We start from the raw sequence: 25,928 nt of genomic DNA on the forward strand, positions 1-25,928 counted from the left end.
TCCCGTCAGACCAGTTCCGCCCGGCCGCCGTGATTGTCGAGGTAGTTGACCAGGGCGGCGACGACGCGGCGGTCGAACGCCTTGCCGGAGCCCTTCAGCAGGTTTTCGATGGCATCGTCGATGCTGAGCGCCTGGCGGAAGGCGCGGTCGCTGATCATGCCGATGAAGGCATTAGCGACCGCGATGACGCGGGCCGTCACGATGATGGCGTCGCCGGCAAGCCCCGGTGGCTGGCCGGTGCCGTCCCAATTGGCCTGGGCCTGGCGCAATGTCTCGACCACGGGGCCGTCGAACTCGATCCCCTGCAGCAGGTCGGCACTGGTCTGGATCGAATTCTTGATCATGTCGCGTTCGGCCTCGGTCAGCTGCCCGGTCTTCGAGAGGACGTCCTCCGGAATCAGGATCTTGCCGAGATTGAGGAGGTTGCCGGCGATCTCGGCGGTCTCCACCTGGACCTCGGTCAGGGCCATTTCCTTGGCGACGGAGCGCGCCACCTTGGCGACACGCGAGGAATGCTGGGCGGCGAACGGGTCGCGCTTGTCGACCACGTCGACCAGCGTCTTGACCAGCTGGTTCTGGATGCGGGCGCGGCGTTCGCGTTCGGTCACCACATCGGTGATGTCGCGCTCGACGGTCAGAACACCCTCGCCATGGCCGGCCGCATCCTTCAGGGGAATGTGCTCGGATTGCACCACCTTGACCTTGCCGTCCTCTTCGCTGCGGGCGACGTTGGAGACCTCGTGCTTCAGCTCCAGGGCCTCGTGGCTCAGGGTCACATAGCGCTTGGCAGCGGCCGGTCCGAGGACATTGGCGATCGGCTTGCCGATCATCTCGGTGGTGGGGATGCCGGCCGCCTTGGCGGCCTGGCTGTTGGCGAACTGATAGCGGTCCTGCTTGTCGAGAATGAAAATCTGCGTCGGCTGGCTGTCGGTCACCAACTGCAGCAGGTTCTTCTGGTTCTCGAACTTGGTCGCCATCTGGGCGAATTGATGCGCGGCCTGGCTGGCGCGGCGCGAGGACCCGTGACGCCAGACGGCGATGATGATCACGGCCACCAGGGCGACGGCCAGCAGCAGATAGATGGTAAGGTTGCGGAAGCGCGCCTCGGCGGCACCCAGCGCCTCGTCGTAATCGATCGTGTAGACCAGCGACCATGGCACCAGGCTGAAGCTGCGGCCGGTCACCAGGACGCGCGTCCCGGCGGCGTTGCGCCGGTCCGTGGCAAAGGCGCCCGGCCGTTCCGCGGCAAAGGCCGTGTCGAGATTGGGGGTCGAGGAATCGAGTTCCACGGCCATCGGCTTGCCGTCGGCGTCGGGCGACAGATAGGTGATCTTGCCGTCCCTGGCGCGCACCAGGGTGGTCCTGGCGCTGACGCTGGCCTCGCCCGGCTGGCGCAGCAGCGGGAACAATTCGCCGGCCACTTCCTTCACCCCCAGGATGGTGCCGATCTGTGCCGCCTGGCCACCTTCGGATTGTGCCGCCACCAGCGGCACCAGGAAGGCCATGCTGGGATTGCCGCGGGCATTCAGCGACATGTCGCCGATGGCGCGCTGGCCCCTTGTCTGCGCACTGACAAAGGCGGCGAGTTCCCCGGCATAAGGCGGGGCACCGGGCGAGGCTGCGACCACATTGCCGTTGTTGTCGATGATCATCAGGCCGGCGGCACCGGTTTCGGCGACGTTGGCCGGCACAGCCCCGCCACTTTCCGGCAGCGTAAAGCCGGTGCGGTCGGCCGTCACGGTCAGCAGGTTGCGAAGATAGTCGCGCAGCGCGCCGACTTCCTCGGCCATGGTCGGATCGCCGGCCAGTTCGCTGATCTGGTCGGTATAGATCTGGACCGATTCGTTGCGCGCGAGGCCGCCCAGTTCCTCGAGCTGACGGTTGAGCCAGCGATCCACGTCGGAGAAGCGGCTGTCGGCGACGATCCCCATGCGCAGCTGCCATTGCGTCTCCTCGCGCTGGCGCTCCTGGTCGACGAAGAAATAGACGGCGATGATGCCGATGATGGCGATCAGCACCAGAATGATGGCGGGAAACAGGATCCTCAGGTCGAGGGCGCCCTTTTTGTTGTCTTCGGCGAGGACGGCAGGTGTCGGATCGGCCACGTCAAATCTCCTGGTCCCTGAGTCTGGGGGTCTGTCGAGGTTTTCGAATCAATAGGTTGGCAGAAAGTTCGTATTTGGTACATTAGCATGCAGTTGAAGGGCCGCCAATCGGGGCATTTGCCGTCCGCGGCACAGCGATCCGATGCCGTAACGGAACCGGGGGTTGGATGACGTGGACCGAACGAAGAGCGCGATGCCTTGCCGGGCGCCTGGCGATCTGGGCAGCCCTGCCGCTCGCTTGCCTTCTGCTCGTGGCACAGCCGGGAACAGCCGAGGCGCGGAAATACCCGAAGATCTTCGGCTCCGTCGAACTGCCCTCGAAGAACCTCAAGAAGTTTCCGAAATGGCTCGACATGGTGGGCCGCTGGAAGAACGGCCAGCCCTGCGAGTCCGATACCTGCACGGTCAAGGGCTGGCAGGGTCTGGTCGACAAGCTGAAGGGCATGGACCGGCTGTCCCAGATCAAGGAGGTCAACAGCCTGCTCAATTCCAAGAAATACATCATCGACATGAAGAACTGGGGGCTCGAGGATTACTGGGCGACGCCCTACCAATTCCTCAAGAAGAACGGCGATTGCGAAGATTACGCTATTGCCAAGTTCATGGTGCTGAAGGCCATCGGCGTTCCCATCGAGGATATGCGCATCGTGGCGCTGCAGGACCTCAATCTCGGCGTCGGCCATGCCGTGCTGGTGGTCTATGACGGCGACAATCCCCTGCTGCTGGACAACCAGATCAAGTCGGTCGTGCCGGCCAATACGGTGAAACATTACCAGCCGGTCTATTCGATCAACGAAAACGGCTGGTGGCTGCACCGCAAGTGACGCGCGCGCCGGTTTTCCCCGGCCCGTGCCATATCAGCCGCGACAGAATCGCCCAAGCCCGCTATGATTCATAGTTAAGGAAAGGTTTCCCAGCGGCCGTCCCGGCCGTGTTCTGGAAATGCTGGATATGGGTGTCGGGGGATGAGTGAACGGGGGCGCAAGGCCAGCGACGAAGAGATGCTGGTCGATTTCGTCGAGCGTTTGGAAAGACATAAAACCGGTCGCCGCGCCGTGCAGATTCATCTGTCGCAGCTGCGCCCCTATCACCTGCGTCCGCATCACCTGCGCATCGCGCGACAGGTCCTCGAACCCCTGGTGCACCGGTTCGAGGCGGCGATCTTCCAGCTGTGGAACAACGATCTCGTCGTGTTGACCAAGGGGGCAAGCGAGGATGATCTCGATGTCTCGATCAAGGACGTGAAGAACCTGTTCGCCCGGGATCCCCTGTTTTCGGCCCCGCCGGGCAGCAGCCGGTCGGCGCCCTTCTGCGATTGGTATGACGTCGAGGTAGACTGGCAGGCGCTGGTCGACCTGTGCCGCGGCCACAACGAGGCCCGGCGCAAGGCCGCTGCGCAGAGCAACAACAAGGCCGCCACCGAGGCCGCGATCGGCCCGGCCATCCTCGAAAAACTCGAGAACGCCATCGCCAAGGCGGATCTCGCCAACATTCTGCGGCGGCAGCAGGTCTTCGCCATCATCCCCGGCGCCAAGCCGGCCCCCATCCTGACCGAACTGTTCTTCTCGATGCCGTTCTTGGCCCAGACCGTGGCCCCGGGATACAACGTGACCGCCGACAAGGCGCTGTTCCAGCATTTGGCGCGGGTGCTCGATGCGCGCATGCTGGCGCTGATGCCGCGGCAGGATTACCTGCCGATGCTGAAGAACGCCAGCCTCAACCTGTCGCTGGCGACGGTGCTGTCGCAGGAATTCCTCGAATTCGACCGCGCCACCAACAACAAGGATCGGGGTCCGCTCGCCATCGAATTGCCGGCGGTGGATTACTTCAGCGATCCGGACGATTTCGTCTTCGCGCGCAACTTCCTGAAGGAGCGCGGCTACAAGATCATTCTCGACCAGGTGAAGCACGAATTGCTGCCGATGCTTGATCGCAACCGCCTCGACGTCGACCTCATCAAGGTCATCTGGTCGCAGGCCTTGTTCGACGATTGCAGTGGCGACCAGGCCGAGGAAATGCGCAGTGGCATCGACCGCTTTGGCCGCGAGCGCGTGATCCTGTGCCGGGTCGATGCGGAAGAGGGGGTCGAGATCGGCCAAAAGGTGGGGCTGACCCTGTTCCAGGGACGCCTGCTCGATGCGATGAGCCAGGGCAAGAGCTGACCGGCCGACGCCGGCACCGCACATGAAAATGGCCGCTTGCGCGGCCATTTTCGTTGGTCGGGTCCGGAAGCCCGCGGTGCGATTGCACCCGGTCTATTCCATCAGGCGGCGCCACCAGCCACGCTTCTTCGGCTGATCGTCCGCCTGCCCGCCGGCTGCTTCGGTCTGCAGTTCCGGTGTCGCTGGCGGCGCCGAAGATGCAGGCGCGGCGGCCAGCGCCGGTTCCGGTGTCGCCGCCACGGCCTCATCCGCCTCCGGCAGATCGGCTGTTTCTTCGCGCGGTCGGCGCGGCCGGCGGGTCCGGCGCGGCTTCTCGTCGGCGGCGGCAGTCGCCACCGCATCTTCGCCTTGGGTCACTGCCACACTCGGCGCAGTATCCGACGCGGCATCGGCCGCAACGCCATCGGTGGGTGTGCTGCGCCATTGCGGCGGCAGCGCCGCCGCATCCGCGGGCAGGTCGGGTTGTTCGCCATCGCCGGCGACCCGCGACGCAGCCGCCTCGCCATCAGCGCCGGCAGGTGCCTGGCCCTCGGCCGCCATCTCGTCCTGGCCGCGGCGCGACCGGCGCCGGCCGCCGCGGCGGCCGCGGCGGCGGCGGCGGCGGGTCTCTTCACCCTCCGTCGCGGCAGTATCCGCGCCATCGTCGTCGTCCTCGCCATCCTCGCTTTCGACCTCGGACTGGCCTTGCTCCGCTCGCTGGCTTCGGCCGCGGGGCGCTTCGCCCTCGGCCTCGCCCGAACCGGCGCGGGCATCGGCGTCGCTCTCCTCCTCGCCGCCATCCACCTCGCCGGTGGCTCCCGGCTGCTCGGTGAAATCGTCGGCTTGCAATCGCCCGCCGCGGCCGCGCCGCCGGCGCCGCCGCTTTCCGCGACCCTGGCCGCGATCGCTGCCTTCCTCCTCGCCGGACTCGGTCTCGTCCGCCGCTTCGGCCGCTGTGGCGTCGATTTCCTCCGCTTCCTCCAGGATCTCTTCGTCCGCATCGTCGTCGAAATCGACATCGATCACGGCCGGCAGCGGCGCCGGCGGCAGTTCTTCGCCGGGGGCCAGCTGCTTGATGCGCTCGAGGCGGTAATCCGGCGGCGTCAGGCTGTCATCGGCCGTGAGATAGATGCGGACACCGCGCCGGAGTTCCAGCTGCGCCAGGGCCTGGCGCTTCTGGTTCAGGATGAACAGAGCCACCGCCGCCGGCACATGCACCGTGACGCCCGGTGTCGGATGGCGGGTGATGTCTTCCTCGACCATGCGCAGCACATGTAGTGCCGTTGAATCGACCGAACGGACGCGGCCGCTGCCGTGGCAATGCTGGCAGATCTCGGTCGAGGCTTCCTGCAGGCTGGCATGCAGCCGCTGGCGCGACATTTCGAGAAGGCCGAAGGAGGAGATGCGGCCGATCTGGATGCGGGCGCGGTCGTTGCGCAGCGCGTCCTTCATGCGCCGCTCGACCGCCGCATTGTTGCGGCCCTCGTCCATGTCGATGAAGTCGATGACGATGAGGCCGGCAAGATCGCGCAGGCGCAACTGGCGGGCCACTTCGTCGGCAGCCTCCAGATTGGTGCGGAGCGCCGTCTCCTCGATATTGCGCTCGCGCGTGGCGCGGCCGGAATTGACGTCGACAGCGACCAGGGCCTCGGTCTGGTTGATGACGATGTAGCCGCCCGATCGCAGGGTCACGACCGGATGGTGGATCGCAGCGATCTGGCTTTCGATCTGGTAGCGCTGGAACAGCGGCAGCGACGGGTCGCGGTAGAACTGCACGCGCTTGGCATGGGCCGGGGCCAGCATGCGCATGAAGGAGCGCGCCGACTTGTAGGCCTCGACGCCGGCCACCATGATGTCGCCGATGTCCCGGGTATAGAGATCACGGATCGAGCGCTTGATCAGGCTGGCCTCTTCGTAGATGAGCGCCGGTGCGGTCGAACGCAGGGTCGTCTCGCGGATTTCGTCCCACAGGCGCAGCAGGTATTCGAAGTCGCGCTTGATCTCGCTGCGCTGGCGCTCCATGCCGGCCGTGCGGACAATGACCGCCATGCCTTCGGGCGGATCCAGATCGTCGACGATCGACTTCAGGCGCTTGCGGTCGGCCACCGAGGTGATGCGGCGGGAAATGCCGCCGCCGCGGTCGGTATTGGGCATCAGCACGCAATAGCGGCCGGCCAGCGACAGATAGGTGGTGAGGGCAGCGCCCTTGTTGCCGCGCTCCTCCTTGGTCACCTGGACGAGGAGTATCTGCCGGCGCTTGATGACTTCCTGGATCTTGTAGCGGCGCAGGTGACGTTGGCGGCGGCGGCGGGCGGAATCGTCATCTTCCTCGGCGTCGTCATCCTCTTCCTCGGCGGGCGGCGCCTCGCCACCCACGGTATCGATGACTTCCGGCGGCTGCGTCACCTCGACGATGTCGCCGCGCGCGACGGGCGGCAATTCGCCATCGCCGGCAAGGTCGGCCGGCGTTTCCGGCGCTTCTTCGGTATTGGTTTCGGATGCTACCGGCGCGCTCTGCAGGGTGTCGTGATGGACCGCAAGCGGCATCACGCTCGGCCCCTGTGCCGGCGCCCCGGCATCGGCATCCGCATCGGCCGCATCACCCGTGGCGACGGTTGCTTCGCCAGCCGCCGATTGCGTCGGGTAGGCAGCTGGCACCGCCGGATGCGCCGGCCAGGATTCCGCCGGCAGGACGGGCCAGGTTTCGGCGCTTGTCGCCTGGTCGGGTGCCACATCCGGCACCTCGTCGGATCCGGGAGCCGGCGCGGCCTCGGCATCGGTGCCGGGCTCGGAATCAGGATGGGAACCCGGATCGCGGGGCCATGGCTGGCCAGCATCCTCACCGTGATCCTTCCCGTCTTCGGGAACTTCCACATCCGGCGCTTCGGTCTCGACCTCTTCGGCCTCGGCCTCCTCGATCTCCTCGCGCAGGAGGGCTTCCCGGTCGGCGACCGGGATGCGGTAATAATCCGGATGGATTTCGCTGAAGGCGAGGAAGCCGTGCCGGTTGCCGCCATATTCAACGAAGGCGGCCTGCAGCGAGGGTTCGACCCTGGTTACCTTGGCGAGATAGATATTGCCCTTGAGGGGGTGCCGGCTGGCGACTTCAACATCAAATTCTTCGAGCTTGCGCCCGTCGACCACCGCGACTCGGGTTTCCTCCGGGTGGGTGGCGTCGATCAACATGGTTTTGGTCATGGATGAAAAGCTCCGTCACGCGCCCAGCGTCGACGGCAATGGCTGCGGTCGGCGGCGCGTAATTGGTTGGTGAATTGCAGGGTGGCGTCATGTCAACCTGTGGTCCCGGCGACAGCGCAACATTCGGCTCCGGCCCGTCAGGGGTGGGAGCGAGCTTGCTCTGTGCGAATGCGCTGCCCCAGTCCCGGCCGGTTCCCGAGGCATCCATTGCTGGATTGCCCGGCAGCCCGACCGACCCATGGGGGTCACGACCGATCACCGGCTCCGTCTTCAGGGAAGGCCTCCCGGCACATGCCTGAATCGTCGCCCGCGATCTCGGATCGTCACCATAGTGGGGCGGGAACGGCAACACAACTGCAATCGCTTGCCCCCGCCGGCGTGCCCCCGGTCCGGTCGGTTCCGATTGCGCGGTGGGTGCCTGACGGATTCTTGATTCGTGGGGCGTGCAATATCTTGTTGCTGTTCAGTGGGTTATGGGTTTAAATTGCAACAACATCACGCAATATGCCGGCAATATGCGGAAACTCAAGGCTTTTCGGTCGCAAGTGAGTAGACACGCCCGATTCGGTTTCCGAGTCGCCCGGCGCGCCCTTGAACGTGCCCTGGCCCCAAGGCTCGTTCTGGTTCCGAGTTTCGTCCTGATCCTGGCAACCATCCTGCTGCTGCCGGCGGCAGCCGTGGCCAAGCCCGCGGTGACCGATGCACGCCTTGGCATCGAGGCCGAGCGTACCCGCGTCGTCCTCGACCTGACGGCTACAACCGGGTTCCGCGTCTTCGCCCTAGGTGATCCGCATCGCGTGGTGATCGACCTCGACGAGGTCGATTGGCAGATACCGGCTGGCCGCGCCCTACAGGGACGCGGTCTGGTCACGGCCATGCGCTACGGCCTGTTCAAGGCAGGCACGTCGCGGGTGGTGCTCGATCTTGCCGCCCCGGCCGAGGTTGCCAATGTCGCCCTGCTGGCCGGCAATGCCGCCCAGCCGCCGCGCCTTTACATCGACCTCGTCGCGGCGCAGGACACCGCCTTCCGCGGCCAGATCGGTCGCACCCTGTTCGCCGGCGGCGCCGATTCCGTCCTCACGGCGCCGCTGCTGACCACCGTCGCGGCGGCGCCCGAACCGATTGCGATCCCGGCTGGATCGGCGGCGGGGGCCTCGGTCCCGACTGCCGTCATCCTGCCGCCCGTTGTCAATTCCACCCCCGCAACGGCAGCGCCGGTTGAACCGGTCGCTGCCAGGCTGCCCGATGCCGGGGCGCCGGTCGTCAGCGCGCCCGCCACCGGCTCGCTCGACCAGGCGGCGGCCATCCTCCTGCCCCTGCCCAAACCGGGCAGCGGCGAGGCTGCGCCCAAGACCGCGAGGGCCAAGCCACTGATCGTCATCGACCCCGGCCATGGCGGCATCGATCCCGGGGCGATCGGCAACGGCACGATGGAGAAAACCATTACGCTGGCGGTCGCCAATGCGCTCAAGAAGGAGCTGGAAGCGACCGGTCGCTTCCGTGCCATGCTGACCCGCGACAAGGATGTGTTCCTGCCGTTGCGGGACCGCTTCCGCATTGCTCGCGACAATGGCGCCGAACTGTTCATCTCGCTGCACGCCGATTCCCACGCCAATTCCAAGACCCGCGGCGCCTCGGTCTATACCCTTTCGGAAACCGCCTCCGACGCCGAGGCGGCGGCCCTTGCCGCCAAGGAGAACAAGTCCGACGTGATCGCCGGCGTCGACCTGACCCACGAAAGCAAGGTGGTTTCCGGCATCCTCATCGATCTCGCCCAGCGCGAGACGATCAACCTCTCCGCGCGCTTCGCCAAGCTGCTGGTGGGGGCGCTCAAGAAGGATACGCTGATGCTCGGCAACAGCCACAGATTTGCGGGCTTTGCCGTGCTGAAGGCCCCGGACGTGCCTTCGGTACTGCTGGAAATGGGCTACATTTCCTCCGACGAGGATCAGCAATTGTTGACCAGCAAGAAGCACCAGAAGAAGCTCGCCCAGGCGATCACCCGGGCGATTACCAGCTTCTTCGACTGGCACGACACGGTGCGCGGTTCCTGATCGCCGCCTTTCCGCAGCCAACACCTTGAAGAACGTCGCAAAATTGCCTTGATCTTGGGGCAATCCTGCTGCAAGGGAGCGACCGGCCGGAAATCGGCGGCGCGGTTCTGCGATTATCCGTTACCTCGCTCGCGCCCTGTCCTATATTTCGCGGTGATGCGGGTCCGCCCGGGACCAATCGGGCGGCAGCAATGTGAAAAGTTTGGTCATGAAACTCTTGTCGCGCATCCTGTCCTTTTTCGCCGGTCTCGCCGCCGTCTCCGCGGCCATCGGCGCGATCGGCGCCTGGCTGGTCTACGAGCATTACTCGCAAGGGCTGCCCGATTACTATCAGCTCGCGGCCTATGATCCGCCGGTAACCACCCGCATTTATGCCGGCGACGGGCGCCTGCTGGCGGAGTACGCCGTCGAGAACCGGGTTTTCGTGCCGATCTCGGCCATTCCGAAGCGCGTCATCAATGCCTTCCTCGCCGCCGAGGACAAGTCGTTCTACAGTCATTCCGGCATCGACATACCGGGCTTGATCAACGCCGTCTTCGTCAACATCAAGAACTACGGCACCGATCAGCGCATGGTCGGCGCCTCGACCATCACGCAGCAGGTGACCAAGAACTTCCTGCTCACCAACGAGCGCTCGATCGAGCGCAAGATCAAGGAAGCGATCCTGGCGCTGCGCATCGAGAAGGCCTTCTCGAAGAACCGCATCCTGGAACTCTATCTCAACCAGATCTATCTCGGCGCCGGCAATTACGGCGTCGCCGCGGCGGCACTCAATTATTTCAACAAGTCGCTGGACGAACTCAGCATCGCGGAGGCCGCCTATCTCGCCGCCCTGCCGAAGGCGCCCAACAACTATTCCATCACACGCTACCCCGAGGCCGCGAAGATCCGCCGCGACTGGGTCATCAGCCGCATGCTGGAGGATGGCCATATCACGCCGCAGGAGGCCGATGAGGCGCGGGCGACGGCGCTTGAGCAGCGCAAGAGGAGCCGCGAGGAACGCTTCGAAGCGGATTACTTCGCCGAGGAGGTGCGGCGCGAACTGGTGCAGCGCTTCGGCGAGGACGGGCTCTACAAGAAGGGTCTCACCGTAAAATCGACGATCGAGCCGAGGCTGCAGGAGATTGCCGATCGCATCCTGCACAAGCATCTCGTCTCCTATGACCGCACCCAGGGCTGGCGCGGGCCGCTCGCCCGTACCGACAATCTCGACGACTGGAAGAAACAGCTGGAGACGCTGGGTGCCATCCCCTGGCTCGATCAATGGCGCGCGGCCATGGTGCTGGAGGTATCGGCCGGCGAGGCCTTGATTGGTTTTGCCGACGGCAGCGAGGGCCTCATTCAGCTTGAGGACCTGGCCTGGGCGCGCAAGCGCGACAAGGAAGGCCGCCTGGGGCCGCAGGTGAAGAGCGTCGGCGATGTGCTGGAGGTCGGCAACGTCATCGCCGTCGAGGCCAAGGTCTCGGAAGAGGACAAGGCCGACCAGGTCGAGGAACTGACGACTGACGCGGCGATCGCCCCGCAGATGCAGGCGGCCGGTCGGCCGCTTTTCCTGCTGCGCCAGATCCCCGAGATTTCCGGCGCGCTCATCGCTATGGACCCGCATACCGGCCGCGTCCTCGCCATGAGCGGTGGCTGGTCCTACAAGCAGAGCGAATTCAACCGGGCGACCCAGGCGCAGCGCCAGCCGGGTTCCAGCTTCAAGCCGATCGTCTATCTGGCGGCGCTCGAGGCCGGCTACACGCCCTCCACCATCATTCTCGACGCACCCATCTCGATCAACCAGGGCCCCGGCCTGCCGCTGTGGGAGCCGGAGAATTTCGAGAAGAACTTCCTCGGCCCCGCCACCATGCGCCAGGGCCTGCAGAAATCCAGGAATCTGATGACCATCCGCATGGCGCAGACCATCGGCATGGCGAAAGTGGCCGAAGTGGCCGAGCGCCTCGGCGTGGTCGACCGGATGTACCAGACGCTGGCCATGTCGCTTGGCGCCCAGGAGACCACGGCGCTGCGCATGGTCCGCGCCTATGCCGAAATCGTCAACGGCGGCAAGAAGGTAACGCCGACCTTCATCGACCGCGTGCAGGACGCCCAGGGCTGGACCATCTATCGCCATGACGAGCGGCAATGCGACGGCTGCCAGTTGTCGAGCTATGACGGCTCGGCCCCGCCGCAACTGCCCGATACGCGCGAGCAGGTGCTGGATCCCGCCAATGCCTATCAGATGGTCTCGATGCTGGAAGGCGTCGTGCAGCGCGGCACGGCCAGTGCCGTCAAGCAGGTGGGCAAGCCCCTGGCCGGCAAGACCGGCACCACCAATGACGGCCGTGATGTCTGGTTCGTCGGTTTCTCGCCCGACCTCGTGGCCGGCGTCTATCTCGGCTTCGACCAGCCGCGCAGCCTGGGGCCGAAGGCAACGGGCGGCCGTTTGTCGGCGCCGATCTTCCGCGACTTCATGATCGAGGCACTGGCCGAGAAGCCGGCGACACCTTTCCGCGTGCCGCCGGGCGTTCGCCTCGTCAAGGTCAACGAGAAGACCGGCGAGCGCTGGCAGCCGGGCGACGAGGGCATCGCCATCTGGGAGGCATTCAAGCCCGGCACCGAGCCGACCGGCCAGCAGCAGATCATCGAAGGCTATGCCAATTACGGCCAGGACGCCGGCTATGGCAGCGTCATCCCGCTGGGCTACGGCAACAACATCTATGGCGGCTACAGCGATGGCGGGACGACGATCATCGATTCCACCGGCGTCTATCAGGGCGGCCAGCCGCAGCAGCCGGTCTTTGGCCAGCAGCCGCAATATCCGGTCCAGGGCCAGGCGCCGGTCCTGGTTGCACCCGGCCAAGCCGTGCCCGGCCAAGCCGTGCCCGGCCAAACGTTGCCTGGCGAGCAACTGGGCCAGCAACCGGGATTGCAGCCGGGCCAGCAGCAGGTCCCCGGCCAACCGCAACCCTATCCGGTTCAGCAGCAGGCGCCGGTCCTGATCCCGCCGCAGCCCAGTGGCGGGGGCGATTCGGGTCTGTATTAGGGGCGCAGCCTGACCGGCGTTTGGGTTGACGGCGCCAGCCTCAACCGGCATGTTCCGCCGCGAAAATCGCATCACGATACCGAGGTAAGATCATGCGCGCTGAAATCGAGGCGGCGGCGGGGGAGATCCGTTCTTCCCTGGCCCTGCTGAGGAGGCATCTTTGACTGGGACAACGCCCTGCGTCGTCTCGACGAACTGAACGCCCTCTCGGAAGACCCGACCCTCTGGGACAAGCCGGAAAAGGCCCAGAAGGTGATGCGCGAGCGCACCCATCTGCAGAACTCCATCGACGGCTACAAGGCGCTGGAGCGCGAGCTTGACGATGCGCTGACGCTGGCCGAACTGGGCGAGATGGAAGGCGACGAAGCCTCGATCGACGAGGCCGAGCGCAACATCAGGGATTTGAAGGCCAAGGCGGCGCAGCGCGAGCTGGAAAGCCTGCTGTCCGGCGAGGCCGACCAGAACGACTGCTATCTCGAAGTCCATGCCGGTGCCGGCGGCACCGAGGCGCAGGATTGGGCGCAGATCCTGCTGCGCATGTATACCCGCTGGGCCGAGCAGCACGGCTACAAGGTCGAGTGGCTGGAAGAAAGCCCGGGTGAAGAGGCGGGCCTGAAATCCGCCACCATCGAGATCAAGGGCCACAACGCCTATGGCTGGCTGAAATCGGAAAGCGGTGTCCACCGCCTGGTGCGCATCTCGCCCTTCGATTCCAATGCCAGGCGCCATACCTCGTTCAGCTCGGTCTGGGTCTATCCCGTGGTCGACGATAATATCGAGGTCGAGATTCTGGACAAGGATCTGCGCGTCGACACCTTCCGCGCCTCGGGTGCGGGCGGCCAGCACATCAACAAGACCGACAGCGCCATCCGCATCACCCATATCCCGACCGGAGTCGTCGTCTCCTGCCAGGTCGACCGCTCGCAGCACCGCAACCGCGCCATGGCGATGGACATGCTGAAAGCGCGCCTTTACGAGCTGGAACTCCGGAAGCGCGAGGAGGCGGCCCAGGCGGTCGAGGATTCCAAGACCGATATCGGCTGGGGCCACCAGATCCGCTCCTATGTCCTGCAGCCCTATCAGATGATCAAGGATCTGCGCACCGGCGCCGAGACCAGCGACAGCCAGGGTGTCCTCGACGGCGATATCGATCTCTTCCTCTCGGCCTCGCTCGCCGCCAAGATCCATGGCGGCAAGGCGGAAGGGAACTGACGCCATGGCCGCGGTGGTCGCCGTCGCCCGCGATGTCGGTCATCATTTCTCCAAGCAGCCGGCTTTCGAGATCCGGCTGGTCATGGGGAAGGGGGTGGCCGGCGATGCGCATATGGGCGAAACGGTGCAGCACCGCAGCCGGGTGGCCAAGGACCCGACCCAGCCCAATCTCCGCCAGGTGCACCTCATCCAGGCCGAGCTGTTCGACGAACTCCAGGCCAAGGGCTTCCGCGTGCAGCCCGGCGAGATGGGCGAGAACATCACGACGCGGGGCATCGACCTCCTCGCTTTGCCCGAGGCGACGCGAATTGGGATCGGCACCGAGGCGGTGATCGAGATCACCGGCCTGCGCAACCCCTGCGTCCAGATCGACCGATTCCAGCCGGGGCTGATGCAGGCGGTTCTCGACCGCGATCTCGACGGGAATCTCATCCGCAAGGCCGGCGTCATGGCCGTGGTGATCCGGGGCGGCGATGTCCGGCCGGGCGACGAAATCACGGTGACCTTGCCGGCGGGGCCGCACCGGGCGCTGGCGCCGGTCTAGTTCCATGGTCAGCTTGCAGTCGGCCTGAATGGCGGGCGCAAGAAATGCCAAGTCCGGCGATTTCCGTTTGCGGCAGGATGCCGGGCCACCTAACCTCGATGCAGCATGACCGCGACAACCATCTTCGAAACGGCGGATCTCCGGGTCGCCGAATTCCGGTGCCAGGCGGGCCCCGCCGATATTCCCTATACCGAGACGCATGGCAGCTTCTCGATGGCCTTCGTGCGCCAGGGCTCGTTTGGCTATCGCTATCGCGGCCGCCTGTTCGATTTGGTCGCCGGCTCGGTTCTGCTCGGCCAGCCCGGCGACGATTACATCTGCACCCACGAACATCATGAATGCGGCGATGCCTGCCTGATCTTCCGCCTCTCGCCCGCACTGGCCGAAATGGTGGGCGGCAGCGAGGCCGTCTGGCAGGCGGGTGCCCTGGCGCCGCAGAGCGGCATCATGGTGCTGGGCGCGCTGGCCGAGGCGGTGGCCGAGGGGAAGAGTGAACTTGGATTCGACGAGATCGGGCTGATGTTCACGGCCGCTATCGCGCGGCACATTTCGGGGAAGGCGCGGCCCGCCGTCACCGCCCGCGCCCAGGATCGCGCCCGCATCACGGAGGCCGCCGCCTGGATCGAGGCCCACGCGACGGAAGAAGTCGATCTCGCGCGCGTGGCCGAGGTTGCCCGCCTCAGTCCCTTCCATTTCCTGCGCCTGTTCGCGCGCATCGCCGGGGTGACGCCGCACCAATACCTGATCGGGGCGCGTCTGCGCGCTGCGGCCGGCCTGCTGGCGGGCAGCGACCGCGCCATCACCGACATCGCCTATGACGTCGGCTTCGGCGATCTCTCCAACTTCGTGCGCAGTTTCCATCGCGCGGCCAGAATCTCGCCCCGCCGCTTCCGCCAGCAGGCGCAGGGGCGCCTCGGTCGCAATGCGCGCAAGAACCTCCAAGATTCCCTGCCGCCCAGCTTTGTAGGGTGACGACCTCAGCATCCCGGAGGTCACCATGTACGATCATATCGGCATTCACGTGAAGGATCTGGCGGCGAGTGTCGCCTTCTACAGGGCCGTGCTGGCACCATTGGGCCATGTGGTCAATTCGCAGGATGACGACGGCGCCGGATTGGGGCCGCAGGGAGCCTCGTCGCTCTGGCTCTATCGCGGCAAGGGCGCCAAGGGTCCCGGCAGCCATATCGCGTTTGCCGCACCCGACCGCAAGGCGGTCGACCGCTTCCATGCGGCGGGCCTCAAGGCCGGTGGCAGGGACAATGGCGGTGCGGGACTCCGCCTCGATTACAGCCCGAGCTATTACGCCGCCTTCCTGATCGATCCCGACGGCAACAATGTCGAGGCGGTGTTTGCGGGCTGAGGCAATCTCCCGGGGCGTAAGCCGCCGGGCTTGACCCTGGAAACAGCTCCGGCAGGATGGCCCTGGACCATTCCGCCGGAGCGCCCGATGCCGATCACCAAGGGAATCAAGGAACTTCTCGCCGAAGCCGACGCCATGATTGAGACGGTGCCGGCGACGGATGCGGTGCAGCGTCTCGGCGATGCCGCCACGCTTTTCGTCGACCTGCGCGACCCGCGCGAATTGGCGCGGGAGGGCAAGATCCCCGGCGCCTTCCATTGTCCGCGCGGCATGCTGGAATTCTGGCTCGACCCCGAGAGCCCCTATCACAAGCCGGTCCTCGCCGAGGATCGGACCCTGCTTTTTTACTGTGCCAGTGGCTGGCGTTCGGCCTTGGCGGCGAAGACAGCGCGGGAGATGGGGCTCGACCGCGTCGCCCATATCGGCGGCGGCTTTACCGCCTGGCGCGAAGCCGGCGGCGCCGTGGAGGCGGTCGAAAAACCCGCCTGAGCCCCCGTTCAGGCGGCATCGCCGTCGGGCAGGGTATCCAGCAGAAAGTCGATGCTGGCCCGAACCGCCGGCAGCATCAGCCGGCGCGAGGTGAAGACCAGGTGCTTGATGCCGCTTCCGCCATGCCAGTCCGGCAGAACGCGGGTGAGGGTGCCGGCCCGCAGGGCGCCGCCGCAGACCTCGTCCGGCAGCAGGGCGATGCCGCTGCCGGCAATCGCCGCCGACAGGTTGACATGGAAATCCAGGCTGGCGAGGCGCGGCCTGAAATAATGCGTCGCCTCGCTGCCCTCCGGGCCGAACAGGCGCCAGCCCTGATCCCCCGGCTCCTCGCTATGGGCGATGGCCGGAAAGCGCGCGAGGTCGGCGATGATCGCTGGTTCGCCGAGATCGGCGAGGAGGCCGGGTGAGGCCACCAGCATCTGCGTCGAGCGGCCGAAGCTGCGCACGGTCAGGGTCTGGTCGCTGTCGAGGCTGGGGCGCACGCGGATGGCGATATCGATCCGCTCGGCCAGCAGGTCGACGCGCCGGTTGGTGGTGACGATCTGCAACTCGATCTTGGGGTGGCGGGCAAGGAAATCGGGCAGGTGCCGCGCCAGTGCCGCCGACATGCCGAGCGGCATGCTGATCCGAACCCGGCCGCGCGGTTCGCCCCGGCCGCGGGCCGCCACCTCGGACGCGGCCTCCGCCTCGGCCAGCATCGCCTCGCAATGGCCGAGATATTCGCGCCCCAGATCGGTCACCGTGAAACGCCGGGTCGAGCGCTCGATGAGGCGTAGGCCGAGCCGCGCCTCGAGTGCCGCCACATGCCGGCTGAGCTTCGATTTCGGCACCTTGAGGGCGCGGGCGGCGGCGGCGAACCCGCCATGGCGGGCCACGGCCGCGAATGAGGCGAGTTCGTTGAGATCCTGCATGGCCGCTTCCTTATTGTCCTGAAAATAGAACACTAAGTCGAAAAAATCGCAACTTTTCGCCGATTGGCACCGTTCCTACGTTGAAATCACCCGAACCGTTAATAACCGGATTTCAACAAGAGGACGGCTTCATCATGAAAATCCTGCACGTCGATTCCAGCATCCTGGGTGGCCATTCGGTGAGCCGCCGGCTATCGGCCGACATCGTCGCCCGCCTGAAGGCGGCCCATCCCGCTGCCGCCGTGACCTATCGCGACCTCGGCGCCGAGCCGCTGCCGCATCTGTCCGGCGCGGTGCTGGCGGCGGCACAGGGGCCCCAGGCGGTGAGCGACGAAGTGGCGGCGGATCTGAAGGCCGGTGCTGCGGTGCTGGAGGAGATCCTCGGCGCCGACGTCATCGTGCTCGGCGCACCGATGTATAATTTCGGGGTCAGCAGCCAGCTGAAGGCCTGGATCGACCGCATCGCCGTTGCCGGCAAGACCTTCCGTTACACCGCAAACGGCCCGGAAGGCCTGCTCAAGGGCAAGAAGGCCTTCGTCGCCCTGACCCGCGGCGGCTTCTATGGCCCCGATTCCGGCATGAATGCCTTCGAGCACCAGGAAAGCCATCTCCGCGCGGTGTTCACCTTCCTCGGCATCACGGAGGTGAATTTCGTGCTGGCCGAGGGCGTCAATATCAGCCCGGAACAGAAGGCGCAGTCGCTCGCCAAGGCCGCCGGCGAAATCGCCGCCCTCGCGGCGTGACGCCGGCCGCAGGCGCTCACCGCAGATAGAGCCTGACGGCACTTTCCTGATAGGTCGTCGCCTCGGCGAAGCGATAGCCGGTCTTCTCCGCGATGCGGATAGAGGCGGGGTGGTCGGGATCGATGATGCAGAAGGTCTGCGATCCGCCGAAATGCCGGTCGCCCCAGGCGGTGATCGCTTCCACCGCCTCGCTGGCATAGCCCTTGCCCTGGTGATCGGGTGCGATCACCCAGCCCGCCTCCGGCAGGGCGGCATGGGGCGAGGGGATGGCGCGGCGGAAATGGGCAAAGCCGGTTTCGCCGATAAAGGCGCCGTCCGCCTTCCGCGTTATCACCCAATAGCCGAAGCCGATCAGCGCCCAGAGCCCGGCATAGCGCAGCAGCCGCGCCCAGCATTCCTCCGGTGTGAAGGGCCGGCCGCTGATCCGCGCCGTCACGCGCGGGTCGCCCCACATCGCCGCACTCGCCGCAAAATCGTCACGCGTATGGCCGCGCAGGCGCAGCCGCGGCGTTTCCAGAATGGGGATCTCGGTCATCTGTGCATCCGTCTCGTGCCGGTGGCGAAAGGGCGGCAAGATAGCCGGTGCCGCCCTACGGCGACAGCGCCGCTTGACCTGTATACAGCTTCGCGACTAGGCTGTAGTGGCGAGATTTCCCGCCAGCGACGGAGCTTTTCCCATGCCGCACTTCCAGGGCAGCCAGGCCAGCATCTGGTACGAGCAGGTGGGGCAGGGGCCCGACATTGTCTGGGTGGGTGGCGGCGGCACGGCCGGCAAGGATTGGCACCGCTTCCAGACGCCGCATTTCGCAGACCGGTTCCGTAGCACGGTCTTTGACAATCGCGGCATCGGCGCCACCACCTGCACCCTGCCGATGCCCTGGACGATCGAGGATTTCGCGACCGACCTTGCCGATCTCATCCGCCATGCCTGCGGGGGCAGGCCGGTCGCGGTGGTGGGGAGTTCATTGGGCTCCGCCATCATCCAGCAGCTCTGCATCGATCATCCCGAATTGGTTCGCGTTGCCGTCCTCATGGGGACCGGCGCCTGGTCGACCGGCTGGGGCTGGGACTATCAGGAGGCCGAGATCGAGTTCCGCAAGGCGGGCGGCCGCCTCGACGGCATGATGGCCGTCGCCCATTACGCCGCCATGCTCTATCCGGCGCGGGCCCTCGGCGATCGCGAACTCTGGCCGAAGCTGAAAGCGCTGATGCTGGAGTGGATGGAGAGCGATGCCAACGAGGAATCACTCGTGCCGCAATGGGATGCATCCTTGCGCTTCGACCAGCGCGAGGCGCTGAAATCGGTCCGCGTGCCGGTGCATGTGCTGGCCTTCGAGGAGGATGTCGAGGCCCCGCCCCAGGATGGCGAGGAAGTCGCCCGCCTCATCCCCGGCGCCACGCTCCACAACCTCCCCGGCATGGGCCACGGCTCCTGGTACGGCCACAAGCATGTCGAGATCAACGCGCTGATCGAGAGGATTGTGGGGTAGGGGGCTTGGTTCTAGGTGAAACCACCAAATGTCTAAAAAATAGGCTGGTGATTATATTTTGATCATCGCTTCCTTGCCGCCTTAACAAAACCTCTTTTGAATCAATAAATCATACCTTTGGCACACCCCTTGCTCTCCTCACGCTGCTTTGCAGCAAATTGCAGCAGTTACTCAGGAGAGGCGCATGCGTACCACAGGGGGATCGGCCGAAAACGGTCGCGATTTCAAGATTTCCGGGCTTTCCAGCCTGTCGGGTTTCATCGGCTATGCCGGGGCGGGGCGCGCGGGGCTGTCATCCCTGCTGCGCGGGCTTTTCAGCCTGTTGGCCATGGCATTCGTGATGGTGCCGGGTCTCGCCCTGGCGCAGGACGAGGTGCCGACCCTGGATAAGGCCGACAATGTCTGGATGATGCTGGCAACCGCCCTCGTCCTCTTCATGACGGTGCCGGGCCTCGCCCTGTTCTATGGCGGCCTCGTGCGCAAGACCTTCACGCTGACCGTGGTGATGCAATCGGTCGCCTGCGCCTGCTTCATTACCGTGGTGTGGTTCGTGGTGGGCTATTCCATCGCCTTTGGCGAGGGCACGGCCTATTTCGGCGATTTCAGCAAGGTGTTCCTGTCCGGCCTTGAGGTGGGCACGCTGTCGGGCGCCATCCCGGAGAGCATCTTCATGCTGTTCCAGATGACCTTCGCCATCATCACTCCGGCACTCATCACCGGTGCCTTCGCCGACCGGGTCAAGTTCTCGACCGTGCTGGTCTTCGTCATCCTGTGGTCGATCCTGGTCTATTCGCCGCTCTGCCACATGGTCTGGGCCGGCACCGGCTGGATGTTCAATGCCGGCATCCTCGATTTCGCCGGCGGCACCGTGGTGCATATCGCCTCCGGCGTCTCGGGTCTCGTCATCGCCCTCATGATCGGCAAGCGCCGCGGTTATGGCAAGGTCGCCATGCCGCCGCACAACCTGATCTTCTCGGTGATCGGCGTCGGCTTCCTGTGGGTGGGCTGGTTCGGCTTCAACGCCGGCTCGGCGCTGGCCGCCAGCGCCAATGCCGCCATGGCCATGGTGGTGACGCAGATCGCCGCCGCTGCAGCCGGCGTGTCCTGGACCCTGGTCGAATGGATCGTGCACAAGAAGCCGTCGATCCTTGGCATCATCTCCGGCATCGTCGCCGGCCTCGTCGGCATCACGCCGGCCGCCGGTTTCGTCACCCCGGGTGCCGCCCTCATCATCGGCCTTGCCGCCGGTGTGGTCTGCTTCTTCGCCTCGACCACCATCAAGAAGGCGCTGGGCTATGACGATGCGCTCGACGTGTTCGGCATCCACGGTGTCGGCGGTGCGCTGGGTGCCATCCTCACGGGCATCTTCGCCACCAACCTCATCACCGGGGCGGAAGGTCCGGTCGGCGTACTGGACGGCAATGGCGGCCAGTTGATGCTGCAGTTGATGGGCGTCGGCTTCACCATCGTCTTCGTCGGCATCGGCACCGCGATCCTGTTCAAGGTCGCGTCGCTCGTCACCGGCGGCGCCCGTGTCTCGGAAGAGGCCGAGCGCGACGGCACCGATCTGGCCCTCCACGGCGAGGCGGTCCAGTAGCCAGCGCCAACCGACAGGGCCCGGCGGGTATCCAGCCCGCCGGGCCCTGACTATCGGACCCTGACTATCGGGTCCTGCCTATTTCGTCCCGGTTTCCGGGTTCCGCGCCGGACCACCTTTCCGCCGGCCCGGCCTTCCTGCTAAAGCATGCCACCTGTTGCTGGCGGCCGCGATGCCGCCCCCCGATTCCGCTCCGGATCGGGCGCCACCGGTGCAGTCATGCTCGAACGATCCAATCCGCCCTGGTTTCCCCTCTGGCTGCGTCAGGCGGCCGCCATCCGCCTGCGGGGCCCGGGTGCGCGCGGCTTTGCCGTGCTGGCCGGGGTCGAGGCGGTGATCCGCGGCATTCTGGTCACCGTGATGCCGCTTTCGATGTATCACGCCTTTCCCGATACCAGCCTGGTATCCGAGATCTATTTCGGCATCGGAGTCGTTTCGCTGCTGGCCGGGCTGATGGTGCCGGCACTCACCCGCATCGTGCCGCGGCGCTGGGCCTTCACCGCAGGGGCGCTGCTCTTCGTCGCCGGCAATATCCTCGCCATTCTCGGCGGGCCGCTGGTGGCCCTCGGCCTGCTCTGCAACACGGTGGCGACGGTCACCGTCTTCATCTGCCTCAACGCCTATCTGCTCGATTACATCGCCAAGGGCGAGCTGGTGCGGGCGGAATCGCTGCGCATGTTCTACAGCGCCATGGCCTGGACCCTCGGCCCGGTGGCGGGCGTCTGGATCATGGAGATCTGGCGCCCGGCGCCCTTCCTGGTGTCGCTCGTGGCAGCACTCATCCTCCTCGTCATCTTCTGGGTGATGCGCCTTGGCAATGGCAAGCTGATCGCGCCGGCGCGCGGCCCCGCACTCAATCCCTTGGCCTATCTCGGCCGCTTCTTCCGCCAGCCGCGCCTCATCGCTGGCTGGCTGTTCGCGGTGCTGAAATCCTGCGGCTGGTGGGTCTATGTCGTCTATCTGCCGATCTTCGCGGTGGAATCGGGTCTGGGCGACAAGGTGGCCGGCGCCATGCTCTCGCTCTCCAACGCGCTGCTCTTCGCCACCCCGATCATGCTGCGCTGGATGCAGCGCCGCGCCGTGCGCGCCGCGGTGCGCCTCGGCTTCCTGGCGGCAGGCGCTGCCTTCATCCTGGCGACCTTCGCCAGCCTGCTGCCGCCGCTGGCGCTGGTGCTGCTGTTCCTGGGTTCGGTCTTCCTGATCCTGCTCGACATCTCGGCCGGGCTCCCCTTCCTGCTGGCGGTCCGGCCGCTGCAGCGGACCGAGATGTCAGCGGTCTATTCCACCTTCCGCGACGTCTCCGGCATAGTGACGCCGGGTGTGGCCTGGCTGGTGCTGCTGGTCTCGCCGCTGGCCGGCGTCTTCGCGGCGGCGGGTCTCATGCTGCTGGGCGGCTGGGCCATGGCCGGGCAACTGCATCCCCAGCTCGGCATCGCCGCCGCGCGGCGCATCGCACAGCGCCGGTCGCCACTCCCCTGATCTGCCGGAGCATCATGGCGCCACAGCATATTCTCATTCTCGTCTTCTCGCAGATGCTGTGGGGAGCCAATTTCGCCGTCGTCAAATGGGGCCTCGCCGACTGGCCGCCCCTGTTCTTCGTGGCGCTGCGCATGCTGGCGGTGGCGGCGCTGATCGTGCCCTTCGTCGGATTGCCGAAGCGCGCCGACTGGCGCCGCCTGCTGATCCTCGGCCTGGTCCTGGGCGTGCTCCATTTCGCGCCGCTGTTCCACGGCATCCGGCTGGTCGATGCCGCCACCAGTTCGATCATCATCCAGATCCAGGTGCCGCTGGCGGCCCTGGCTGCCGCCCTGCTGTTCGGCGACCGCATCGGCTGGCGTCGCTGGTCGGGCATGGCCCTCGCCTTCGTCGGTATCGTCGTACTGGTCGGTCGGCCGGAATTCACCGGCGGCGGGCTGGGCACGACACTGATCTTTGCTGCCGCCCTCGCCTGGGTCGCCTCGAACCTCCTCATCAAGCAGGCCTCGGCCGATCTCGACGGCTGGCAGCTCAATGCATGGGTGGCGCTCTTTGCCGGGCCGATGATGCTGGCCCTCTCGCTGGCCACCGAGACCGGCCAGGTCGAGGCCATCGCCGGGGCGGGTCTCGCCGGCTGGGGCTCCATGGCCTATCAGGTGTTGATCGTCACCGCCCTGTGCTATGGCATCTGGTACGCGATGATGCGCCGCTACCCGGTAAGCTCGGTCATGCCCTTCACCCTGCTGGAACCCATCTTCGGTGCCACCACCGCCGTCCTTCTCCTCGGCGAGGGCTGGGACTGGCGCATGGTGGCCGGCGCCGCCCTCACCATGGCCGGGCTCGCCATCATCATCCTGCGACGCCCGCAGGCGGTGGCGCAGCCGGCGGGATCAGGCGCATGAAGCCGCAGCATTTCGCGCTGATGCTGCTGGTGCAACTGATCTGGGGGGTCAATTTCGTCGCCGCCAAGATCGGCCTTGCCCATTTCGAATCGCTCTTTTTCCTGGCGCTCCGCTTTTCGCTGGTGGCGCTGCTGCTGCTGCCTTTCGTCGGCCTGCCGCGGCGGAAATTGAAGCAGCTCATACCCCTCTCGATGACCATGGGGGCGATGCATTTCGGCCTCATCTTCCTCGGCATGCGCTATCTCGATGCCGCCACCTCCTCGATCGCGGTGCAGCTCCAGGTGCCGTTCGCCGCGATCCTCGCCGCCTTCTTCTTCGGCGAGACGCTGGGCTGGCGGCGCATCCTCGGCATGATCGTGGCCTTTGCCGGCGTCGTGCTGATCGCCGGCGAGCCGCGCTTCGCCGATGGCAATCTCTGGCCGCTCGTCGCCGTAATCGGTGCTGCCTTGGTCTGGGCCACCGGCAATGTCCAGGTGAAGGCGCTGGGCGAGGAATTCGATGCCGTACAACTCAACGGCTACATCGCCATCCTGGCGGCGCCGCAATTGCTGGCGCTTTCCCTGCTGATCGAGGGTAACCAGTTTCCCCATGTCTTCGACATCGCCTGGGCCGGCTGGGCGGCACTTCTCTTCCAGTCGATCATCGTCGCCATCTTCTCCTACATCATCTGGTACAACCTGATGCGCCGCTATCCGGTCAACCAGGTGATGCCGTTCACCCTGCTCCTCCCGATGATCGGCGTCATCTCCGGCCACCTGATCCTCAATGAGGTGGTCACCTGGCAGATGGTGCTGGGCGGCATCGCCACCATGGCCGGCGTCGCCATCGTCGTCATCCGCCGTCCGGCGGTGGTGGCACCCTCGACCAAGACCGGTATCTGACCATGGATCTGATCGACGCACCCTCGCCAAATCACGACAGCCGCGACGGGCAACAGGTCGACATCCTGCTGCTGCATTATACCGGCATGAAAACGGGCGAGGAGGCGATCCAGCGCCTGCGCGACCCGGCGGCGAAGGTCAGTGCGCACTACGTCGTCGAGGAGGATGGCCGCATCTTCCACCTGGTGGCCGAGGAGCGGCGCGCCTGGCATGCCGGTGTTTCCGCCTGGCGCGGCCACACCAATACCAATGCCCGCTCGATCGGGATCGAGGTCGTCAATCCCGGCCATGAATGGGGCTATCGCCTGTTTCCGCCGGCGCAAATGCAGGCGGTGCTGGCGCTTTCGCGCGCCATCCTCTCGCGCCATCGCATCCCGCCGCGCAACGTGATCGGCCACAGCGACGTGGCGCCCGCGCGCAAGGAGGATCCGGGCGAGTTGTTCGACTGGCGGGGAATGGCAGCGGCAGGTGTTGGACTTTGGCCGGTGCCTCGTGCCGCGACCTGGGAGCGGTCGGAATTCTTCGCGCGTCTCGCCGAATACGGCTATGGTGTCGAGGACGAGGCCGCCGCCGCCCGCGCCTTTTGCCGCCACTTCCGCCCGGGCGAACTGGCAACGGTACCGGATGCGGAGATGGCGGCCTTGCTCAACGGCCTTCTCGCAATGGTTTCCTGACGGTGCAACAACGACCCGAACTATCGATCGGCGATCCGGCAGAGCGCATCGAAACGCCGGCGCTCATTCTCGACCTCGACGTCTTCGAGGCCAATCTCCACGCCATGGCGGAATTTGCCCGAATGCGGGGCATGCGCTTGCGACCCCACGCCAAGACCCACAAATGTGCCGAGATCGCCAAGCGCCAGATGGCGGTGGGTGCCGTCGGGATCTGCTGCCAGAAGGTGGGCGAGGCGGCAGCCCTGGTGGAGGGCGGGGTCGGCGACGTGCTGGTCACCAACGAGGTGCTGGCGCCGGAGCGCCTGGCGCGGCTGGTGCGTCTGACCGACCGCGCCAATATCGGCATCTGCCTCGACAGCGATCTCGGCCTCGACCGCCTCAATGCGGCGGCGCAGAATGCCCAGCGGCGCATCGACACCTATGTCGAGCTGGAAGTGGGTGCCAATCGCTGCGGCCTTGTCGAGATTTCCGATGCGGTGGCGCTGGCCGAGAAGATCCATGGCACGGCCGCGCTGCGCTTTGCCGGGCTCCAGGCCTATCAGGGGGCGGCCCAGCATCTGCGCATGCGGGCCGAGCGCAAGGCGGCTATCGACCATGCCGCCGCGCGCGCCGCGGCCTTCGTCGCCGCCCTCAACGCGCGCGGCATCTCCGTGCCGGTCGTCACCGGCGCCGGCACCGGCACCTTTCCCCTGGAGGCCTCGAGCGGCGTCTATAACGAGATCCAGCCAGGTTCTTATGTCTTCATGGACCGCGATTATGGCGACAACCAGGCGGACCCGGAATCGCCCGCCTTCCGCCACAGCCTCTTCGTCCTCGCCAGCGTCATGAGCCGGCGCGAGGACTTTGCCGTGATCGATGCCGGGTTGAAGGCGCATTCGGTGGATTCCGGCTACCCGGCCATCTCCGGGCGTCCGGACCTCGTCTTCGACACGCCCTCGGACGAACACGGCATCATTCGCGGCCCCCGCCAGGCGCTGCCAGCGCTGGAGCAGCGCCTGCGCCTGGTGCCGGGCCATTGCGATCCGACCGTCAATCTCTATGACTGGATCATCGCCATCCGCGCGGATAAGGTCGCGGCGATCTGGCCCGTGGATGCGCGCGGCGCCCTCAACTGAGAGAACAG

Annotated in this window: 21 protein-coding genes; 17 read left to right on the plus strand and 4 right to left on the minus strand. The window is 66.0% G+C overall.

The genetic code is table 11. The features are described 5' to 3' along the window. Positions 1 to 5: 5 nt before the first annotated feature. Positions 6 to 2,105, minus strand: a complete 2,100-nt coding sequence (locus tag A8950_RS02330) for an HD domain-containing phosphohydrolase (RefSeq protein ID WP_133612008.1) — start codon at positions 2,103 to 2,105, stop codon at positions 6 to 8. A 167-nt stretch (positions 2,106 to 2,272) separates the two neighbouring features. Here A8950_RS02330 and A8950_RS02335 point away from each other — a divergent pair, with 167 nt between their 5' ends. Then, on the plus strand, positions 2,273 to 2,929 hold the full coding sequence (locus tag A8950_RS02335) for a transglutaminase-like cysteine peptidase (protein ID WP_133612009.1): 657 nt from the start codon (positions 2,273 to 2,275) through the stop codon (positions 2,927 to 2,929). Between the two features lie 141 nt (positions 2,930 to 3,070). Beyond that, positions 3,071 to 4,267, plus strand: a complete 1,197-nt coding sequence (locus A8950_RS02340) for an EAL domain-containing protein (protein WP_133612010.1) — start codon at positions 3,071 to 3,073, stop codon at positions 4,265 to 4,267. Positions 4,268 to 4,360: 93 nt separating this feature from the next. Here A8950_RS02340 and A8950_RS02345 read toward each other — a convergent pair whose 3' ends face one another. Next, a complete protein-coding gene (locus A8950_RS02345; protein ID WP_133612011.1) occupies positions 4,361 to 7,444 on the minus strand; it encodes an Rne/Rng family ribonuclease in 3,084 nt (1,027 codons plus the stop codon). A 545-nt stretch (positions 7,445 to 7,989) separates the two neighbouring features. On the opposite strand from A8950_RS02345, the gene A8950_RS02350 reads away from it, so the two are divergent. From A8950_RS02350 to A8950_RS02380, 7 genes are all read left to right on the plus strand, one after another. Further along, positions 7,990 to 9,498 (plus strand): N-acetylmuramoyl-L-alanine amidase, encoded by a 1,509-nt coding sequence (locus tag A8950_RS02350; protein WP_166644959.1) that lies wholly within the window; start codon positions 7,990 to 7,992, stop codon positions 9,496 to 9,498. 208 nt (positions 9,499 to 9,706) lie between these two features. Beyond that, positions 9,707 to 12,526: a penicillin-binding protein 1A gene (locus tag A8950_RS02355; RefSeq protein WP_133612013.1), complete on the plus strand. Its 2,820-nt coding sequence runs from the start codon at positions 9,707 to 9,709 to the stop codon at positions 12,524 to 12,526. 92 nt (positions 12,527 to 12,618) lie between these two features. Then, positions 12,619 to 13,738 (plus strand): peptide chain release factor 2 gene (gene prfB / locus A8950_RS02360; protein WP_133612014.1). Its coding sequence is split into 2 segments (ribosomal slippage): positions 12,619 to 12,687 and positions 12,689 to 13,738, totalling 1,119 coding nucleotides; the frame shifts between segments, so codons are not numbered across the junction. 4 nt (positions 13,739 to 13,742) lie between these two features. Beyond that, positions 13,743 to 14,282, plus strand: a complete 540-nt coding sequence (locus tag A8950_RS02365; protein WP_133612015.1) for an MOSC domain-containing protein — start codon at positions 13,743 to 13,745, stop codon at positions 14,280 to 14,282. A gap of 105 nt (positions 14,283 to 14,387) precedes the next feature. Then, positions 14,388 to 15,254: an AraC family transcriptional regulator gene (locus tag A8950_RS02370; RefSeq protein ID WP_133612016.1), complete on the plus strand. Its 867-nt coding sequence runs from the start codon at positions 14,388 to 14,390 to the stop codon at positions 15,252 to 15,254. 25 nt (positions 15,255 to 15,279) lie between these two features. Next, positions 15,280 to 15,642, plus strand: coding sequence for a VOC family protein (locus A8950_RS02375; RefSeq protein ID WP_133612017.1), 363 nt, complete (start codon positions 15,280 to 15,282; stop codon positions 15,640 to 15,642). Positions 15,643 to 15,729: 87 nt separating this feature from the next. Then, positions 15,730 to 16,131, plus strand: coding sequence for a rhodanese-like domain-containing protein (locus A8950_RS02380; RefSeq protein ID WP_133612018.1), 402 nt, complete (start codon positions 15,730 to 15,732; stop codon positions 16,129 to 16,131). Between the two features lie 8 nt (positions 16,132 to 16,139). Here A8950_RS02380 and A8950_RS02385 read toward each other — a convergent pair whose 3' ends face one another. Next, positions 16,140 to 17,042 carry a LysR family transcriptional regulator gene (locus tag A8950_RS02385; RefSeq protein ID WP_133612019.1) on the minus strand — a complete coding sequence of 301 codons (903 nt, stop codon included), beginning with the start codon at positions 17,040 to 17,042 and terminating at the stop codon, positions 16,140 to 16,142. Positions 17,043 to 17,176: 134 nt separating this feature from the next. On the opposite strand from A8950_RS02385, the gene A8950_RS02390 reads away from it, so the two are divergent. Beyond that, complete coding sequence (locus tag A8950_RS02390; RefSeq protein WP_133612020.1) at positions 17,177 to 17,785, plus strand: FMN-dependent NADH-azoreductase; 609 nt, start codon at positions 17,177 to 17,179, stop codon at positions 17,783 to 17,785. Between the two features lie 16 nt (positions 17,786 to 17,801). Here the strand turns inward: A8950_RS02390 and A8950_RS02395 are convergent, their stop codons facing one another. Continuing rightward, positions 17,802 to 18,320: a GNAT family N-acetyltransferase gene (locus tag A8950_RS02395; RefSeq protein ID WP_133612021.1), complete on the minus strand. Its 519-nt coding sequence runs from the start codon at positions 18,318 to 18,320 to the stop codon at positions 17,802 to 17,804. Between the two features lie 142 nt (positions 18,321 to 18,462). Between A8950_RS02395 and A8950_RS02400 the strand changes: the two genes are divergently transcribed. The 7 genes from A8950_RS02400 to A8950_RS02430 all read left to right on the plus strand — a co-directional run bounded on the left by A8950_RS02400 (position 18,463) and on the right by A8950_RS02430 (position 25,920). Continuing rightward, the gene (locus A8950_RS02400) at positions 18,463 to 19,275 is read left to right on the plus strand and encodes an alpha/beta fold hydrolase (protein WP_133612022.1); all 813 of its coding nucleotides are present in this window, start codon (positions 18,463 to 18,465) and stop codon (positions 19,273 to 19,275) included. A 184-nt stretch (positions 19,276 to 19,459) separates the two neighbouring features. Next, positions 19,460 to 20,872 carry an ammonium transporter gene (locus A8950_RS02405; protein ID WP_133612023.1) on the plus strand — a complete coding sequence of 471 codons (1,413 nt, stop codon included), beginning with the start codon at positions 19,460 to 19,462 and terminating at the stop codon, positions 20,870 to 20,872. Between the two features lie 219 nt (positions 20,873 to 21,091). Beyond that, on the plus strand, positions 21,092 to 22,351 hold the full coding sequence (locus A8950_RS02410; RefSeq protein WP_133612024.1) for an MFS transporter: 1,260 nt from the start codon (positions 21,092 to 21,094) through the stop codon (positions 22,349 to 22,351). Positions 22,352 to 22,365: 14 nt separating this feature from the next. Next, a complete protein-coding gene (locus A8950_RS02415; protein ID WP_133612025.1) occupies positions 22,366 to 23,250 on the plus strand; it encodes a DMT family transporter in 885 nt (294 codons plus the stop codon). Further along, entirely contained in the window at positions 23,247 to 24,131 is an 885-nt protein-coding gene (locus tag A8950_RS02420) for a DMT family transporter (protein ID WP_133612026.1), read from the plus strand. The genes A8950_RS02415 and A8950_RS02420 overlap by 4 nt, the downstream gene beginning before the upstream one ends. Before the next feature lie 2 nt (positions 24,132 to 24,133). Next, positions 24,134 to 24,805 carry an N-acetylmuramoyl-L-alanine amidase gene (locus tag A8950_RS02425; RefSeq protein ID WP_133612027.1) on the plus strand — a complete coding sequence of 224 codons (672 nt, stop codon included), beginning with the start codon at positions 24,134 to 24,136 and terminating at the stop codon, positions 24,803 to 24,805. 2 nt (positions 24,806 to 24,807) lie between these two features. Then, on the plus strand, positions 24,808 to 25,920 hold the full coding sequence (locus tag A8950_RS02430) for a DSD1 family PLP-dependent enzyme (RefSeq protein ID WP_243735504.1): 1,113 nt from the start codon (positions 24,808 to 24,810) through the stop codon (positions 25,918 to 25,920). The last annotated feature ends 8 nt before the right edge of the window (positions 25,921 to 25,928 follow it).

It is taken from the genome of Dongia mobilis, from assembly GCF_004363235.1.
Classification (GTDB): Bacteria; Pseudomonadota; Alphaproteobacteria; order Dongiales; family Dongiaceae; genus Dongia; species Dongia mobilis.

Excerpts from the sequence above, each read along its gene's own strand:
- A8950_RS02420 (WP_133612026.1), top strand. The coding sequence starts at position 23,247 with ATGAAGCCGCAGCATTTCGCGCTGATGCTGCTGGTGCAACTGATCTGG.
- A8950_RS02375 (WP_133612017.1), top strand. The coding sequence starts at position 15,280 with ATGTACGATCATATCGGCATTCACGTGAAGGATCTGGCGGCGAGTGTC.
- A8950_RS02415 (WP_133612025.1), top strand. The coding sequence starts at position 22,366 with ATGGCGCCACAGCATATTCTCATTCTCGTCTTCTCGCAGATGCTGTGG.
- A8950_RS02425 (WP_133612027.1), top strand. The coding sequence starts at position 24,134 with ATGGATCTGATCGACGCACCCTCGCCAAATCACGACAGCCGCGACGGG.
- A8950_RS02365 (WP_133612015.1), top strand. The coding sequence starts at position 13,743 with ATGGCCGCGGTGGTCGCCGTCGCCCGCGATGTCGGTCATCATTTCTCC.
- A8950_RS02385 (WP_133612019.1), bottom strand. The coding sequence starts at position 17,042 with ATGCAGGATCTCAACGAACTCGCCTCATTCGCGGCCGTGGCCCGCCAT.
- A8950_RS02340 (WP_133612010.1), top strand. The coding sequence starts at position 3,071 with ATGAGTGAACGGGGGCGCAAGGCCAGCGACGAAGAGATGCTGGTCGAT.
- A8950_RS02395 (WP_133612021.1), bottom strand. The coding sequence starts at position 18,320 with ATGACCGAGATCCCCATTCTGGAAACGCCGCGGCTGCGCCTGCGCGGC.
- A8950_RS02335 (WP_133612009.1), top strand. The coding sequence starts at position 2,273 with ATGACGTGGACCGAACGAAGAGCGCGATGCCTTGCCGGGCGCCTGGCG.
- A8950_RS02405 (WP_133612023.1), top strand. The coding sequence starts at position 19,460 with ATGCGTACCACAGGGGGATCGGCCGAAAACGGTCGCGATTTCAAGATT.
- A8950_RS02390 (WP_133612020.1), top strand. The coding sequence starts at position 17,177 with ATGAAAATCCTGCACGTCGATTCCAGCATCCTGGGTGGCCATTCGGTG.
- A8950_RS02345 (WP_133612011.1), bottom strand. The coding sequence starts at position 7,444 with ATGACCAAAACCATGTTGATCGACGCCACCCACCCGGAGGAAACCCGA.
- A8950_RS02355 (WP_133612013.1), top strand. The coding sequence starts at position 9,707 with ATGAAACTCTTGTCGCGCATCCTGTCCTTTTTCGCCGGTCTCGCCGCC.
- A8950_RS02370 (WP_133612016.1), top strand. The coding sequence starts at position 14,388 with ATGACCGCGACAACCATCTTCGAAACGGCGGATCTCCGGGTCGCCGAA.
- A8950_RS02410 (WP_133612024.1), top strand. The coding sequence starts at position 21,092 with ATGCTCGAACGATCCAATCCGCCCTGGTTTCCCCTCTGGCTGCGTCAG.
- A8950_RS02400 (WP_133612022.1), top strand. The coding sequence starts at position 18,463 with ATGCCGCACTTCCAGGGCAGCCAGGCCAGCATCTGGTACGAGCAGGTG.
- A8950_RS02380 (WP_133612018.1), top strand. The coding sequence starts at position 15,730 with ATGCCGATCACCAAGGGAATCAAGGAACTTCTCGCCGAAGCCGACGCC.